Here is a 15,114-nt window from a genome sequence, read left to right as displayed (position 1 = left end):
TGGAGGCTAGTGCGGATGCACTACCACGCAGCAGCGGCCAGGGCGCGGGCTCAGCTCAGCTAGGCCGCAGTCCATCTGGCATCCTTCCAAGGCACCGGAAACCAGCTGCAAATTCATCGAGCAGACCAATTGGGTCTGGTGCTGCGCGACCATGTGGAAGGGGCAGTTTCCCATGGTGATCTCGCCTTGGGCATCGGCTTGCGGCTCGTAGCCCAACTCATCGAGGAGCGGGAGCAGTTCTCCGCTGCCCTGTCCGAGGCTCTTCCCCTCTTCGCGTGCGGCCTGGTGCAGCGCCTTGAGCACGACCCCGGAGGCATCAGCGCTGGCCGCGTTGGCCAGCAGGCTGCCTAAGAGGCGGTAGTTGCGCGCTGGCAAGCTCACCGACACTTCTTCCTGGGCCAGCGCATTGACCTGTCCAAGCTTGCAGATGCCTCGACTCCCCTGGCAGAGCTGCAATAGGCCGGCGGCAAGGGGCCAGGTATTGACTCTTGCTTGGCGCCCTCAAGGCACGGCATGGACAAAAGGACATCGGCCAGCAAAACTGCTGGCCGATGTCCTATGCACAACTACCGCGTGCTACCGCTTGCGCTTGAGCAGCGGGAATTTGCGGGTCTTCTCGTATTTGATGGTCGGCATGGTGCCGGTCAAGGTCTTCAGGTAGTCCGATCCGCGCTCCCCCTTGAACAAGGCCGGATCCTTCTCGTCCTTCAAGCTGCCCGAGTACACCCCGTAGGTCACCCCGGAAACCGCTACGGCAATTCCGCCGTCGTAGACTTCCTTGGCTTCCTCGACGACCTTGTTGATGTCGGTCCATACCGGGATATGGGTCAGCAGCATGCGCTCGGCACCGGCCGCGGCCGCTGCTTCGCCGGCACGCTTGCCGGTCAGGTGCACCCCGTCGATATGGTCATCGCGGCCCTCTTCAAAGGCCGCTTCGCACAGGAACATGTCCGCACCGCGGGCAGCTTCGACCAAGCTGTCGCAGGAATCGGTATCCCCCGAGTAGGTCAGCACACTGGTGAGCAGTTCCCCGTCAGGGCCCGGCTCGTGGGCTTCCACGCGCAGTGCGTAGGCTTCCTTGATCGGATGGCGCACCGGGTAAGGGGTGATGGTGAATGGACCGATATTCACTGGCTTCAACGATTTCCAGACCTGGAAGTCGTAGTCCTTGGCCATGGTGTCGCCATCAGGCAGGGAGTAGGCCGTCTCAATGCGCTCGGCGGTATCTTCGGGACCATGCACCAGCATCCGATCCCGGCCCCAGCCAGTGGGATCCCAGCGGATCGCCACGTGCAGGCCGCACAAGTCCATGCAGTGATCCGGGTGCAGATGGGAAATCATGATCCCATCGATGTCTTTCAAATCGGTGTAACGCTGAAGCACGCCCAACGCGCCGGAACCCAGATCCAGCAGGATCTTCCAGTCGCGGGTGCCATCAAAGGCCGTCACCAAGTAGCAGGACGCGGGTGATCCCGGACCTGGGAATGACCCGGTGCATCCAATGATGGTCAGCTTCATTCGTTACTCGCTTTCGACGCGGCAATCATTTGCGGGGTAATTCGCGCAATCGCTCCGGTCGGATAGTGGGCGGCTACATGGTCCACGTGACGCACCTGCAACACCTCTGGTCCGAGGAATCGGCGCGCCAGTACACCAAAACTATCAGCGTTGCCTGTGGCTAGGAACTCATGACGCGCCGCGGCTCCGTCGTTGCGGACCAATGAATGCCGTGTTAGCGCGCGGAAAACGTCCTTCGCGGTTTCTTCGGCACTGGAGACCAAAGTGACCGAATCCCCCATGACGTAGGAGATGACACCGGTCAGCAACGGGTAGTGCGTGCATCCCAGAACCAATGTGTCCACCTGCGCAGCCTGCAACGGCGCCAGGTATTCCTGCGCGATTTCCAGCAGCTCGGCACCGGCGGTAATGCCCGATTCCACGAACTCGACAAATCGCGGGCAGGCCACGGTGGATACCTGCAGATTCGGGGCTGCGGCGAAGGCATCCTCGTAGGCACGCGAGCCGACAGTTGCCTGCGTGCCGATAATGCCGATTTTCCCGTTCTTGGTTCCGGCGACCGCTCGGCGCACTGCCGGCTGGATGACCTCGACCACGGGGATGCCATAGCGTGCGGTGTAGCGTTCGCGGGCATCGCGCAAGACGGCGGCAGAGGCCGAGTTGCAGGCGATCACCAGCAGCTTCACCCCGCCATCCACCAATTCATCCATCACGCCCAGGGCGTTGGCGCGCACCTGGGCAATGGGCAAAGGGCCATAGGGAGAATTGGCGGTATCCCCGACATAGACCAAGGATTCGCCTGGCAGCTGGTCGATGATGGCGCGGGCTACGGTCAGTCCGCCAACGCCGGAGTCGAAAATGCCAATGGGTGTATTGGCTTCCGGAGCCGAGACCTGGCCGGTAGCAAAATAGGAATTCACGTGCTTAGAACTCCGCATCCATCAATGCGCTCATCAAGGTATCGAGCACCCATGAGATCAGGTTGTACACCAAAGACATGTACTCTTCGGGAGTCTGGACCTCAGAAGCATCCAGCACCTGCGCAACGCGAGCCGAATCGGCTTCATCGCGGATCTCCAGACGTTCGGCAAGCACCAGGCGCACGTCGTTCAGTGCCTGGGCGAAACGGGTCGCGCTGTGCTGGTCCAGAACCAGCTTGTCGGTTTCCAGCAGCAGCTGGGCTTCGCGCAGGCGGCCGATCTTCTGCGCAATCAGATCCGCTTCGCTCAAGCGGCGGTGTTCGGCGGCCACCGCGGCATCGTCACTGGCATTGGGCAGCAGCTTGGCCAGCGCAGGATCAGAGATTTCAGGCAGATCCATGGACTCGGGCCGCATGCCGGTCAGGGCGTAGAGCGGATCCAGGTCTTCGGGAAGCTGATGCAGCTGCGCGCGCTCGTCGAGCATCGCAATGACATCATTGAATAGTTCGCGAATCAGTTTGCGCTCGGCAGAGTGCAGGGTTCCGGTAATGCCCTTGGAACCATTCTTGAAGGCTTTCGCCACGCTTAGGCCCCCTGGGTCATCGTTGCGTTCAGGCCGAACCCGTGCATCGCCTGCACATCGGATTCGATGGCTTCGCGGCTGCCGCTGCGCACCGTGCAGAAGCCGTCATGGTGCACCTGCAGCATGAGCTTCTCGGCTTTTTCCGGGCTGACACCAAAGTAGGAACGGAAGACGTAGGCGACATAGCTCATCAAGTTCACCGGATCATTCCACACGATCAAGCGCCAGGGCTTGTCTTGGGATTCCAGGGTTTCAAATTCGGAAATTACATCGGGCATTGCGGTCATGAGCTCCATTTTACGCGCGGAACCTGAATGCAACACCGAACCGGGTAAATATCACCTTGAGCGTGAGCCGTTATACAGTAAAATCGGTCTGCTTTCCCAAGCAGCCTCACTTCAGGCCTTTTCGATCACCAGGAGCGTCACATTGCGCACCAGTCTCTTCACCGACCATTATGAGCTGACCATGCTTCAGGCAGCATTGGGATCCGGTGCCGCGCATCGCCCTTCCGTCTTCGAGGCGTTCGCCCGCCGCTTGCCCGATGGCCGGCGCTACGGCGTGGTCGCGGGTACTGGCCGCATGCTCGAAGGATTGGCGGACTTCCGCTTCGATGACCAGCAGCTGCGCTACCTCAGCGACAACAAGGTGGTCAACGCCGAAACCATCAAGTACCTGGAGAACTTCCGGTTCACCGGCAACATCTCCGGCTATGCCGAAGGCGAGCTGTACTTCCCGAATTCGCCGCTGCTGACCGTGGAGTCCACCTTCGCTGAAGCCTGCGTGATTGAAACCTACCTCCTGTCGATCATGAACCATGACTCGGCCATCGCTTCGGCTGCTTCACGCATGATCGCTTCGGCCGGCGAGCGCCCCTGCATTGAAATGGGCTCGCGCCGCACCCACGAGGAATCAGCGGTAGCCGCTGCCCGTGCCGCCATGATTGCCGGATTCAGCTCCACCTCCAACCTTGAGGCCGGAGCACGCTACGGCCTGAAGACCGTGGGCACCTCGGCCCACTCCTTCACCTTGCTGCACGACACCGAGCGCGCCGCATTCGAAGCGCAGATCGCCTCGCTGGGCAAGGACACCATCTTGCTGGTGGACACCTACGATGTCGAGCAGGGCGTGCGCACCGCCGTCGAGGTTGCCGGCCCAGAGCTGGGCGGGGTCCGCTTGGACTCCGGCGACCTGGTGCAGCAGGCCGGCTGGGTCCGCGAGCTGCTTGATGATCTGGGCAATTGGAACACCAAGATCACCGTGACCTCGGATCTCGATGAGTACGCCATTGCCGCCCTGGCCAGCGCCCCGGTTGATTCCTATGGCGTGGGCACCGCATTGGTGACCGGCTCGGGCCATCCGACCGCGTCCATGGTGTACAAGCTCGTTGCCCGCCAGGATGATGCGGGCCAGTGGATTCCGGTGGCCAAGGCTGCGGCGAACAAGGCCAGCGTGGGTGGCCGCAAGTATGCGGTCCGCCAGCTCAACGACCGCAACCGTGCGATGGCTGAAGTCATCTCCACTTCCGAGCACACCACCGGCGGCCCGGAGCGCGATCTGGTGGTTCCGCTGGTCCGCAATGGCGAGATCGACCAGTCCTACGTGGGGGCCGCTGGCGTCAAGCGCGCCACCGAACGCCACTACGCATCGATCCAGGAGCTGCCTGGAGTTGCACGCAAGATGCAGCGTGGTGAACCGGTCATCCCGACCGTCATGATCCAGGGCTAAGCAAACACACGAAAAACTCAGCTGCAGACCGTAGGATCTAGATTCAAGGATTCTGCGGTCTGCAGTTTTCCAAGGTCTACTCTCCCCTAGCCAAGGAGGCAGCGATGAGCACAGCCCTGTTGATTATTGATGTCCAACCAGACTTCTGCGAAGACGGCGCACTTGCTGTGGCCGGCGGCAATGCAGTCGCTGCCGCCATTGCCGCTGACGTAGCCGAACGCAAGGGTTCCTACTCGGCAATCGTCACCACCCAGGACTGGCACATCGAGCCAGGAGATCATTTCTCCGAAAACCCGGACTTCATTGATTCGTGGCCGGTGCACTGCGTGGCGGGAACCCCGGGCGCGGCCTTGCATCCGCACATCGCCGGCCTCGCGGTGGATGCGCATTTCGCCAAGGGACGGTTCACCGCGGCGTATTCCGGTTTCGAAGCCAGGCAACTGGATCCCACAGCTGATAAGGCGGATGAAAGCGGAGAGCTGCTCGGTCTTTGGCTGAAGGCCAAAGGCATCACTGCTGTTGATCTCGTTGGCCTGGCCGCTGATCACTGTGTGAAGGCTACGGCCCTGGATGCCGTGCAAGCGGGCTTTGCCACCACGGTGATTTCTCCGCTGACCGCGGCGGTGTCCCCGCAGGGCCTTCCAGCCGTGCACGATCAGCTGCGCGCCGCCGGCGTCACGGTGCTCTCCTTAGGCTAGGCTCGCGGATCTCTGCCCGGCTGCCTCCGTGCGCCCCGCGACATGCATCCACCGGAGTCGCTGCACCTGCCGCTATAAGTTGCGTGGCGTCCTAGCCACTACGCCAGTGCGACGATCCGTCAGCTGGCCCTGCGACTGCATCGATTCCTAGATGCCCGACTGATGCGCTAGCGTCCTCGCAGGTCGCAGTGCCTTGGAAAAGTTGATGGAGCCACACCTTGGTGCGGCTCCATCAGCCAAAAACGATCACGCTACTTGCGCCCTACGAACCAATCCTGCAGCTTGTCGATGCGCGCCTGCAGCTGGTCAACAGTTGCCTGCGGAACGGCAGGACCGCCGCACACGCTGCGCAGCTTGTTGTGGATCTGGCCATGCGGGGTGCCGGTGCGTGCTGCCCAGGCCGAGACGTTCTTGGACAGCTTGGTGCGCAGTTCCATCATGAGGCGGTGATCGGAGACCGGTGCCGGCTTGGTCGCGCCTTTGGAAATCTGCTTGTTCTGCTGCTTGCGCAGCAGCTCGGAAACCTGCTCGGTATCCAGCAGGCCCGGGATCCCGAGGAAGCCCAGCTCCTCTTCACTGCCGATATCGGCGCCGGTGCCGAACTCGCCACCATCGAAGAGTACGCGGTCGAAGGAAGCTTGGGAGTTCAGGGCTTCGAACTTATTGCGCGTCAGCTCGTCGCTGGCCTTGTCTTCCTTGTTCGCCGCTTCCAGCAGCGAATCATCCAGCCCGTCCTCGTCCTTGGAGCCTTCTCGGTCCAATGCGTGGTCGCGCTCGACTTCCATTTCATTGGCCAGGGCCATCAGGATCGGTACCGAAGGCAGGAAGACGCTGGCTACTTCCCCGCGCTTGCGGCTACGCACGAAACGGCCCACTGCCTGGGCGAAGAACAAAGGAGTCGAGGTAGAAGTCGCATAGACACCCACGCACAGGCGCGGAACGTCCACGCCTTCGGACACCATGCGCACCGCAACCATCCAGCGCGCTTCGGATTCGGAGAAATCGTCGATCTTCTGCGATGCCTTGGGGTCATCGGAAAGAATGGTGGTGACCTTCTCGCCGCAGATGGCCTCAAGCTGGGCAGCATACCCGCGCGCATCCTCGTGGTCCGTGGCGATGATCAGCCCACCGGCATCCTTCACGGTGCGGCGGACCTCGGAGAGGCGGCGGTCAGCAGCTTGCAGCACCGAAGGAATCCAGTCGCCATGCGGATCCAGCGCGGTGCGCCAGGCATGGGCGGTGACATCCTTGGTGAAGCCTTCGCCGAGGTTTGCTTCCATCTCTTCGCCGGCAGAGGTGCGCCATCGCATATTGCCCGAATAGGCCATGAACAGCACCGGGCGGACCACGTGGTCGGCCAGGGCGCTGCCGTAGCCGTAGGTGTAGTCGGCTTTGGAACGGCGGATGCCATCGCCCTCGTCCACGTACTGCACGAAAGGAATCGGGGCGGCATCGGAACGGAATGGCGTACCAGTCAGTGCCAAGCGGCGGGTTGCCGGTTCGAAGGCCTCGCGGATGCCGTCGCCCCAGGACAGTGCATCACCGGCGTGGTGGACCTCATCCATGATTACCAAGGTGCGTGCGTCCTCGGTTTTGGCCCGGTGAACCGCTGGCTTCAGCGCCACCTGGGCATAGGTCACCACCACACCCATGTAATGCGAGCCGTGGCGGCCATCCGAGTTCTTGTAATTGGGGTCCAAGGAAATACCCACACGAGCTGCTGCATCCGCCCACTGTTTTTTCAGGTGGTCGGTAGGCGCAACAACGATCAAGCGGTTGATCTTGCCCGAATCGATCAGAACCTTGGCCAGACGCAACGCGAAGGTGGTTTTACCTGCACCAGGCGTTGCCACTGCCATGAAGTCCCGGGGCTCGGTATCGAAGTACAGGGCCAGCGCTTCGGCCTGCCAAGCACGCAGCTTCGGGCCGGTTCCCCATGCCGCACGTTCCGGGTACGCTACCGGAAGCTTGTCTTCTAGTGGAAGCTTGTCGCCAAAATCAAAGAGTGTCTCGGTCATTTACCTTTTCCCGGCCGCGTGCATTGTGTGAAGTAGTGCTGGTTGGTTCCAAGCACTACCCCATCAAGGATTCGTAGACTTCCTTGCACTCGGGGCATACCGGGAACTTCTTCGGATCTCGGCCTGGCGTCCAGACCTTGCCGCACAGAGCGATCACTGGATCACCGGACAATGCCGATTCCATGATCTTCTCTTTCTGCACGTAATGCGCAAAGCGCTCATGATCTCCGGCCTCGACACTCTGGGTTGTCTCGGTACGTTCGATCGTGGCAGTGCCACCGCGGGTTTCTTCAGACTGTTCCACCATGCCTTCAAGTCTAATACGGATTGGCTTTCCTGTCCGTGCCCAAAGCATGGGAGGTTGTCCACATTGACTTTGCCTGCAGCCCCTGCAGGGCCTCGAAGCGAAATTTGTTTTCACAAGTCAACAGTCAACTTCGAGCTAATTTGTTAGCCCGTGGCAGCTCTTACTTGACTGATATTCCGACCTTTCAGTGCGACACGGCCAATATCCTGTGAACCTCCACGCACCGGCCACATGCAAAAGGCCGCCTGCCAGGAATCCACTTCCTGACAGGCGGCCGGCATCCCACAGCAATGGGCTTTGGCTACTTGTTGAGCATGACCGCTTGCATCAGTTCCGGGGTGCGCTTCTCGTACCACTTGCCACCCAGCGCAATACCGCCGAGCAACAGCAGCACACCCAGGACCAGGCCAGCACCCAAGGTGATGAAACCAAGGGACTGCGATTGCTGAACCCAGCCGATCACGTACGGAATGAGCACCGGGATCAGCAGCAGGCCCATGACCAGCATGGTGAGAATCTGGGTCAATGCCACGCGCAGGCCATTACCCGGAGGGGTCTTCATCGGGTTGTCTCCCGGCAGCGGTACCGAGTAGGTGTAGCGGGCCGAAGCCACCGAGGAAACACCCAGCGCAATGAACAGGGCGGCCAAGGACAGCCCCAAGTCCCCCGGGATGCGCCAGAAGGAACCGGTAATGAGCCCCGGCAGAATAGCCGCCGCGAGGACCGGGATAATAGCAACCAGCAAACAAGACAGTGCTCGTCCAGCACGATCAGCCCGGCCGGAAATACCGGTCAATGCGTGCAGCGCGAAGGCCGTATTGTCATAGGAAATATCTGCTGAAATCGAGAATCCCATGAGAATTCCGATCATTGGGCCCAGCACATACATCATCGCGTAGCTGCCCGTTTGATTGCCAGTGAACCAGAAGAGCAACGGCAGCATAGGTACGATGAGCACGCCAATGGCGTAGCGCGGATCCTTGAGCCAGTAGGTCAGTGCGCGCGCTGCCACCGCTCCGGTAGGAGTAGCCGGAAGCAGCTTGAAGAAACCCAGCCCCTTCGCCGTGGCCGCACGCTGCTCAGGCGGCGGGGTGACCGTCGCCTTCGCCGTAGCGCGGGCCAGCAGCAAGTACAGTCCCCCAAGGTAGATCACTCCCAGCAACAGGTGAATGGCCATCTGCCCGTAGAGTCCGGCGGCAAAAGCACCGGGAACGGCGGCAAAGGCACCCAGCGGGGTGTAGCCCAGCACCGCGGCAATTGGGCTGACCCAGTCGCCCAGGCTCAGCGCTGCAGAGAACACCGAGGAGAGGATCGGACCCAAGCCCACGAGCACCACGAAAAGCAGCACGAAGGTCAATTCACGGAAGCGGCGCTTGGCGCGCAGCGCAGTAGCCATGATTACCAGATACTGGCACAGCAAGATCGCCATGACCGCAGTCGCTATAGCTGCCACCAGCGCCAGTGTCAGCGCCGCGGCATCCAAGCGCCACATCAGCGAGGCACCGATCAGGCCCACGATGGTCAGTGCTGCGGGGATCGAAATGAAGCCGGCGAGCACCAGTGCGGGACCCAGGGTCTTTTCCGGAATTCCAAAGTGCACGAAGCGCGAAGGTTCCAAGGTCAGATCAACACCGGTCAGCAGCGGTGGGATGATGGCCCAGCCAAGGACCACGGCCGAGCCGATCAGGGTGAAGATATCTGCCTGGAAAGGAATCTCACCGGCAGTGAACCAGACAGCGAGGGTCAGCATGACGATCATGCCCAGGGCATATAGCCCGCCGATGATCACACCAATGAGCTGGCCGATGGAGCGTTTGAAACCGTTGGCCAGCAGGCGCAGTTTCAGGCTTAGGACGTGCGCAACCATGAGAGCCCCTCGTTATTAGCGCGGCCGCCTACCAGATCGACAAAGCGATCTTCCAAGCTCTTGGAGCCGCGGACCTCATCCACAGTGCCCTGGGCCTTGAGCACGCCATCGGAAATCACGGCCACATGCGTGCACATGCGCTGGACCAGGTCCATCACGTGCGAGGAGACGATGACCGTACCTCCGAATTCGACATAGTTGTTCAGGATGTCGCGGATGTTCGCGGCCGATACCGGGTCCACTGCTTCGAAAGGCTCATCCAGCACCAGCAGCTTTGGCGAGTGGATCATGGCCGTGGCCAGGGAAATTTTCTTGGTCATGCCGGCGGAATAATCCACTACCAGCTTGTCCCCATCGGAGACCAGATCCATTACGCGCAGCAGGTCTTCGGTGCGCTGGGCGACTTCTGCACGGTCCATGCCGCGCAATAGGCCGGAATAGGTCACCAACTGGCGTCCGGTGAGCCGGTCAAATTGGCGCACGCCATCAGCTAGGACACCCAAGGTGGCCTTGGCAGTTTGCGGATCAGCCCAGATGTCTACGCCGTTGACCAGCGCTTGGCCTGAGTCCGGACGCAGCAGTCCAGTGGCCATGGAGAGCATGGTGGTCTTGCCGGCGCCATTGGGTCCTACTAGTCCATAGAAGGACCCTGCTGGAACCTGCAAGCTGACGTTGTTTACGGCAATCTTGGCGCCGAATTGCTTGGCGAGACCCCGTATATCCAGTGCGATCTGATTCATATATCAAGGCTAACAATGCCCCAAGTCAGATCGCATCATCCTTTGGAGTTAATCCTGAAGCCCAAAAACGCCGTGACCTGGCAAATGCCTAGGTCACGGCGTTGAAGTCATGTGCTTGCGCGTTGGAAGATCAGCCTAGAAGAGTACGCGGGCCAGCTTCTGCCGGGAGGCCGCTACACGCGGATCGTTGTTGCCGATCACTGCGTACAGTTCGATCAACCGGCGGCGCACGCGCTCGCGGTCCTCATCAGCCAGGCGCGAGATCAATGACACCAGACGCCCAAAGGCATCCTCAACATGTCCGCCCACCACGTCCAGATCTGCGACATCGAGCTGGGCTGCGATGTCATCAGGGTTCTGCGCGGCCTTGTCGCGGGACTTGGCCAAGTCCAGGTTGTGCGTGCGGGAAAGCAAACGAACCTGGTACACGCCAATCTGCGCATCCTTGTCGTTCGGCTTCTCGTTCAGCGCTTCCAGATACGCGGCTTCGGCAGCCGCGTAGTCACCAGCATCAATGGCATCCACGGCCTTTTGGTGCAGCGGCGGAAGTTCCGGTTCGCCCTGCTGGGCTTCCCCGGAGAAGGCTGGGGCGGTACCGCTCATGCCCTGTTGGACTGCGAGCTGCTCAAGCTGTGCGAAAACCTGGACAATCTGCTCTTCAGCGGCAGGACCCTGGAACAGCGGAACAGGCTGTCCCTTGATCAGGGCAACCACCATCGGAATCTGCTGTGCTTGGAATGCTTGGGCGATCTGCGGATAGGTTTCGGCATCCACCAGACCCAGGATGAATTTGCCGCCCTTGGCATCCACGAGCTTGCGCAGGGTTGCATCCAGGTCCACGGAGACCTGCACGCGAGGCGAACCGAGGGACACAATGGCAGGAACCTGCTGGGACATGCCAACGAACTGCTCGAACGCGCCCTGGTCCAGGTTGGTGGTCCAGCTCGCCGCAGCTGCCGGCGCGCTCTGGGTAGCCTCCGAGCCCTGGTGAGCCAGAGCTGAAAGATCTACCGCACCGCGGGTTGAGGGAATGTTCTGGTCGGTCATGGGTATTAGTCAACTTCCTTCACATCGAGCAGGACCTGGCTTGCAGAGATCAGCTGGATCTTGTCCTTGGAGCCATCGGCTGGCAGGTAGAACATTACTGGTTCAGCGTAGGTGCTTTCCACATCGCCATTCGAGGAGCTCGAACCCAGCAGCTGTTCGGTCAGCTTATCCTTGCTCTCCAGCGGATCCGCATCTTCGGTGCGGATGAAGCGTGCCTTGTTGTTCAGCTTGCCGGTGACAATCGCTCCGCCATCAGGGGTGGAAACGACCTTGGTGTCCCCCTCGGTGACGCTGCGCTTGTAGGTCACCTTCGCTTCGTTGGCAGCCTTGGCTTCATCCTTCTGTGCCGAATGCACTGCAGCGATGAAGTCCGACTTGGCGAACTTGCTCTTTTCCTTGGCGCCGTCATCGCTGAGCACCTTGGCCAGTGCTTCCAATGCCTTCTCCGGGGTCATCTGCAGGCCCTTGGAATCAGCCTTCAGCTGGGTGGTGGATGGATCGCCCACTGCGATGCCTGGGAAGGTGGAGTTCGGCAGCATCTGCCCGGCGAAGACAACCTTGAAGTTATCGCGGGCGTTCTCTTGCACCAGGGTCAGTGCCTGTGGCAAGGTATCTGCGTCGTTGTTCTTCGCGGTGACTACGGAGATCACTCGCGGGAATTTCGCTTCGCTGGCGTTCGGCACTGCTGCGGAACGGATGACCTGGGTGGTCAGTGCCAGTGGCTTGTCTACCTTGAACTTTTCCTTGAGCATCTCGTAGCGCTTGTTGCGCAGGTACTTGAATGCCCCTGCACTGCGGGAGTCCAATGCCTTGGAGCTGGTCTTGTCATCTGCCTTGGAGATCTGTTCCTGGGCATCTGCAAGCACGCGCTTGAGCTGCTCTTCGGTGATCACCGGGAAGCTGGCGGTTTCTTCAACCGAGGAAGAAGCCGATGCGGAGCTCGGTGCTTCTTCAGACGCCTTCTCATCCTCTGGCTTCTTGGAGTCATCGGATTTCTTGGCTTCATCGGACTTCTGGGCAGATTCCGACGGGCTGGCGCTGGAATCATCGCTTGGGGCCATAGGCAGCGAAACACCGGAGATCGCCAGCGCAAGAACGGCAGCGACTGCTACCGAGTGCTGGGTGTTCGTTCCGGTCTTAGGCTTTGCCGGGCGCATGATCAGCAGGGCCAGGCCGAAGACCAGCAGCACGGAGCCGGCAATGATCAAAGGCACGGCAAATGGCATGGCGTCATCGTTGGCGTAGGTTACCGAGATATCCACCGGAGCGGCATCCTTTCCACCTGCGGCCAGCAGCAGGGACCAGTCCCCGGTGTCTGGAGCAGTCCAGCGGTAAGTCATGGTCTTGTCAGCGGTCTGCGAGTCGAAGAAGATGTCAGCGCCAGCAGGGTTTGGCACTTCGCCCTTGCCCTTGGTGTATTCGGCGATCATCTTGTGGTTTTCGGTATCGATACCAGTCACCGACACATGCGCTGCATCGCCGATCCAGGCTGCGACGTCATAGTCGCGACCCAAGGAAGCGGTGAATTCGCCCTTTGCAGTAATCACCAGTTCCACTGGATCAAGCTTTGGGGAGTTGACCGAGGATTCAATCAGGGTCAGCGGTGCCTCATCAGTCAATTGCGGCATGTTCGCAGTGACCGTTTCGGGCGGAGCCCAAAAGGTCTTCTGTCCGATGCCGACTACCAGGGCCGCAGCCCCCAGCAGCATCGCGATCACGGAGATTACTTTTCGCACAGGTTCACCTATTCGCCTACGTCTCACAGCTGTTCTTTGACAAGTCTAACGAGTCCAAGCCAATCGTGGTTCCGTTCCATGCCTGTGAACTGGCTCAACAACCGAAGTCCACAGTGTCTTGAACCACTTAATAGTCACCTCCGCGCGATATGCTCTGACCCATGGAGCAAGATCAACCGCGCCCGCATCGCAATAAGCACGCGCCAGAGAAGAGTTTGGACGGTTCGGAGCACGCAGCCAAGCCAGTTGCTTCCGGGCAGGAATCCCCAGCGCATTCCCAGCCGCATGAGGCAAATTCCCAGCCAGCGAGCCCAGCTTCTCCTGCTGCGCAGGTCCCGCGCTCCCCAGCTTCCACCCCCACGTCCAATGACGATGTGCGCGAAGGATGGACCAAGAAGATTGCCGGTAAAGTGGGCAAGATTCTCAATAACCCCCAGCACGCTCCAGCGCCCGGCGAGGAATCGGCCGCCCTCTTGGAAGGCTCCCCCGAACCGATCCCGGCGTTGCATCCAATCGCCATGGGCTTCTTGGGCACCATCGGTGTGGGCATTGCCTTAGGCGGCTTCTACCTGCTGACCAATGTCGGTTCGCTGATGACCTGGATTGCCATCGCGCTGTTCATCGCCTTGGGCCTTGATCCGATTGTGCGCTTCCTGATGCGCAGGGGCCTGTCCCGTCCGCTGGCCGTGGCCGCAACCATGGTCAGCCTGCTAGCGATCTTCGGCGGCTTCATGGCCCTGATCATCCCTACCCTGGTCAACCAGATCACCGCCTTCATCACCCGCGCTCCGGAAATCGTCGACGATTTCCTCAAGAGCGAATGGGTTGTGGAAATTGACCGGCAATATGCGGTCTCCGAGCGCATCATGACCGAAGTCGACCGTTTCTTTGGCGATTCCGGCGCGGTGACCAATGTCTTCGGCGGCGTACTGGGTGTCTCGCAGACCGTCGCCCAGTCCATGTTCGGCGTGCTGATCGTGCTGGTGCTGGCCATTTACTTCTTGGCTTCCCTGCCGGGCATGATGAGCTTCTCCCTGCGCCTGACCCCGCGCTCCAAGCGCGAGCGCGTCGCCGAGCTGACCGTGCGCATTACCCGTTCGGTGGGCAACTACGTGATGGGCCAAGCCACGGTGGCGATATTGAACTGCCTGCTGGCCTTGATCCTGATGAGCATCCTGGGCGTTCCGTTTACCGCCCTGCTCACCTTGCTGGTGGCGTTGCTGGCTTTCATCCCGCTGGTCGGCGGAGTCATCGCCGGGGTGCTGGTAACCCTGGTGACCTTGTCCTTGGGCTGGCAGACCGCCTTGATTTATGCGATCTGCTACTTCGGCTACCTGCAGATCGAGGCGTACTTCGTTTCGCCTCGCATCATGCGCCGCGCGGTGGCACTACCGGGCGCCGTCGCCGTGATCTCGGTAATTGCCGGAGGCTCGCTGGCCGGGGTTACCGGCGCGCTGATGGCCATCCCGGTCGCAGCCAGCGCCATGATCTTGCTGCACGAAGTCTTCGTCGCACGGCAGGACCGCCGGTAGCAGTCGTACATAGCGTGAGCGCTCAGTACCGGTAAGAGCGGGTTTCCCAGCAGTGCGGGTGCCAGTGACGGCGCGCATTGGCTGCCGCGTCATCGCCGGACCAGTGATCTGCCCGCCAAGCCACCACATGGGCCACACCGATGCCGATGGGACGGTGGCAGCCCGGGCAGGTATAGGTCTTATTGGCGTTTAGCGGCGCAATCTTGCGTACATGCCATTGACCATCGGGCGCGTCCTGGCGAAGCACCACGCCGAAGCGGGCACGCTGCATCCACTCTTCCTGGTCCGATCCGTCGTCCTGCCCGCCATCGCGGAAACCGGAGCCTGACCCTTGGTTCCGCCCCTTGGCGGGACGGGAGTTATTGGAACGGCGCGGGCGGTTGGAACGTGGCATGTCATTAATCATGCCGTATCTCCCGG

General features: G+C 60.8%; 14 protein-coding genes and 1 pseudogene. 3 read left to right on the top strand and 12 right to left on the bottom strand.

Annotation, left to right across the window (positions count from 1 at the left end):
• Window positions 1-6: 6 nt before the first annotated feature.
• From AARI_RS07080 to clpS, 5 genes and pseudogenes are all read right to left on the bottom strand, one after another.
• The gene (locus tag AARI_RS07080) at window positions 7-381 is read right to left on the bottom strand and encodes a helix-turn-helix domain-containing protein (RefSeq protein ID WP_134780461.1); all 375 of its coding nucleotides are present in this window, start codon (window positions 379-381) and stop codon (window positions 7-9) included.
• A 342-nt stretch (window positions 382-723) separates the two neighbouring features.
• Window positions 724-1,518, bottom strand: a pseudogene (locus tag AARI_RS07075) (MBL fold metallo-hydrolase); the annotation flags it as partial.
• Window positions 1,515-2,456, bottom strand: a complete 942-nt coding sequence (gene murI, locus AARI_RS07070; RefSeq protein ID WP_049862592.1) for a glutamate racemase — start codon at window positions 2,454-2,456, stop codon at window positions 1,515-1,517. The pseudogene AARI_RS07075 and the gene murI, both read right to left, overlap by 4 nt.
• On the bottom strand, window positions 2,443-3,021 hold the full coding sequence (locus AARI_RS07065; RefSeq protein WP_013348644.1) for a DUF2017 domain-containing protein: 579 nt from the start codon (window positions 3,019-3,021) through the stop codon (window positions 2,443-2,445). Before AARI_RS07065 ends, murI begins: the two co-directional genes overlap by 14 nt.
• Window positions 3,022-3,023: 2 nt before the next feature.
• Entirely contained in the window at window positions 3,024-3,308 is a 285-nt protein-coding gene (gene clpS / locus AARI_RS07060; RefSeq protein WP_013348643.1) for an ATP-dependent Clp protease adapter ClpS, read from the bottom strand.
• A gap of 181 nt (window positions 3,309-3,489) precedes the next feature.
• Between clpS and AARI_RS07055 the strand changes: the two genes are divergently transcribed.
• Window positions 3,490-4,749 carry a nicotinate phosphoribosyltransferase gene (locus AARI_RS07055; RefSeq protein WP_102598412.1) on the top strand — a complete coding sequence of 420 codons (1,260 nt, stop codon included), beginning with the start codon at window positions 3,490-3,492 and terminating at the stop codon, window positions 4,747-4,749.
• A 104-nt stretch (window positions 4,750-4,853) separates the two neighbouring features.
• The gene (locus tag AARI_RS07050; protein WP_013348641.1) at window positions 4,854-5,447 is read left to right on the top strand and encodes an isochorismatase family protein; all 594 of its coding nucleotides are present in this window, start codon (window positions 4,854-4,856) and stop codon (window positions 5,445-5,447) included.
• A 251-nt stretch (window positions 5,448-5,698) separates the two neighbouring features.
• On the opposite strand, the gene AARI_RS07045 is transcribed toward AARI_RS07050, so the two are convergent.
• The 6 genes from AARI_RS07045 to AARI_RS07020 all read right to left on the bottom strand — a co-directional run bounded on the left by AARI_RS07045 (window position 5,699) and on the right by AARI_RS07020 (window position 13,162).
• On the bottom strand, window positions 5,699-7,465 hold the full coding sequence (locus AARI_RS07045; protein ID WP_013348640.1) for a DEAD/DEAH box helicase: 1,767 nt from the start codon (window positions 7,463-7,465) through the stop codon (window positions 5,699-5,701).
• Window positions 7,466-7,520: 55 nt separating this feature from the next.
• Complete coding sequence (locus AARI_RS07040) at window positions 7,521-7,772, bottom strand: DUF3039 domain-containing protein (protein ID WP_013348639.1); 252 nt, start codon at window positions 7,770-7,772, stop codon at window positions 7,521-7,523.
• Between the two features lie 301 nt (window positions 7,773-8,073).
• Window positions 8,074-9,639 carry a hypothetical protein gene (locus AARI_RS07035; protein WP_013348638.1) on the bottom strand — a complete coding sequence of 522 codons (1,566 nt, stop codon included), beginning with the start codon at window positions 9,637-9,639 and terminating at the stop codon, window positions 8,074-8,076.
• Window positions 9,621-10,379, bottom strand: coding sequence for an ABC transporter ATP-binding protein (locus AARI_RS07030; protein WP_013348637.1), 759 nt, complete (start codon window positions 10,377-10,379; stop codon window positions 9,621-9,623). The genes AARI_RS07035 and AARI_RS07030 overlap by 19 nt, the downstream gene beginning before the upstream one ends.
• A 135-nt stretch (window positions 10,380-10,514) precedes the next feature.
• Window positions 10,515-11,426: a co-chaperone YbbN gene (locus AARI_RS07025; RefSeq protein WP_013348636.1), complete on the bottom strand. Its 912-nt coding sequence runs from the start codon at window positions 11,424-11,426 to the stop codon at window positions 10,515-10,517.
• Between the two features lie 5 nt (window positions 11,427-11,431).
• Window positions 11,432-13,162, bottom strand: coding sequence for a hypothetical protein (locus tag AARI_RS07020; RefSeq protein WP_157867112.1), 1,731 nt, complete (start codon window positions 13,160-13,162; stop codon window positions 11,432-11,434).
• A 161-nt stretch (window positions 13,163-13,323) separates the two neighbouring features.
• Between AARI_RS07020 and AARI_RS07015 the strand changes: the two genes are divergently transcribed.
• On the top strand, window positions 13,324-14,694 hold the full coding sequence (locus tag AARI_RS07015; protein WP_013348634.1) for an AI-2E family transporter: 1,371 nt from the start codon (window positions 13,324-13,326) through the stop codon (window positions 14,692-14,694).
• 22 nt (window positions 14,695-14,716) lie between these two features.
• On the opposite strand, the gene AARI_RS07010 is transcribed toward AARI_RS07015, so the two are convergent.
• Entirely contained in the window at window positions 14,717-15,100 is a 384-nt protein-coding gene (locus tag AARI_RS07010; RefSeq protein WP_226910917.1) for a hypothetical protein, read from the bottom strand.
• Window positions 15,101-15,114: the final 14 nt, after the last annotated feature.

Source organism: Glutamicibacter arilaitensis Re117, from assembly GCF_000197735.1.
Taxonomy (GTDB): Bacteria; Actinomycetota; Actinomycetes; order Actinomycetales; family Micrococcaceae; genus Glutamicibacter; species Glutamicibacter arilaitensis.
Note: the sequence above shows the minus strand (reverse complement) of the source record. Positions and strands in the feature narration are given on the sequence as shown.

Coding starts and splice junctions, on each gene's coding strand:
- AARI_RS07030 (WP_013348637.1), bottom strand. CDS start 10,379: ATGAATCAGATCGCACTGGATATACGGGGTCTCGCCAAGCAATTCGGC.
- AARI_RS07010 (WP_226910917.1), bottom strand. CDS start 15,100: ATGATTAATGACATGCCACGTTCCAACCGCCCGCGCCGTTCCAATAAC.
- AARI_RS07045 (WP_013348640.1), bottom strand. CDS start 7,465: ATGACCGAGACACTCTTTGATTTTGGCGACAAGCTTCCACTAGAAGAC.
- AARI_RS07035 (WP_013348638.1), bottom strand. CDS start 9,639: ATGGTTGCGCACGTCCTAAGCCTGAAACTGCGCCTGCTGGCCAACGGT.
- AARI_RS07050 (WP_013348641.1), top strand. CDS start 4,854: ATGAGCACAGCCCTGTTGATTATTGATGTCCAACCAGACTTCTGCGAA.
- AARI_RS07025 (WP_013348636.1), bottom strand. CDS start 11,426: ATGACCGACCAGAACATTCCCTCAACCCGCGGTGCGGTAGATCTTTCA.
- AARI_RS07040 (WP_013348639.1), bottom strand. CDS start 7,772: ATGGTGGAACAGTCTGAAGAAACCCGCGGTGGCACTGCCACGATCGAA.
- AARI_RS07015 (WP_013348634.1), top strand. CDS start 13,324: ATGGAGCAAGATCAACCGCGCCCGCATCGCAATAAGCACGCGCCAGAG.
- AARI_RS07055 (WP_102598412.1), top strand. CDS start 3,490: ATGCTTCAGGCAGCATTGGGATCCGGTGCCGCGCATCGCCCTTCCGTC.
- murI (WP_049862592.1), bottom strand. CDS start 2,456: ATGCGGAGTTCTAAGCACGTGAATTCCTATTTTGCTACCGGCCAGGTC.
- clpS (WP_013348643.1), bottom strand. CDS start 3,308: ATGACCGCAATGCCCGATGTAATTTCCGAATTTGAAACCCTGGAATCC.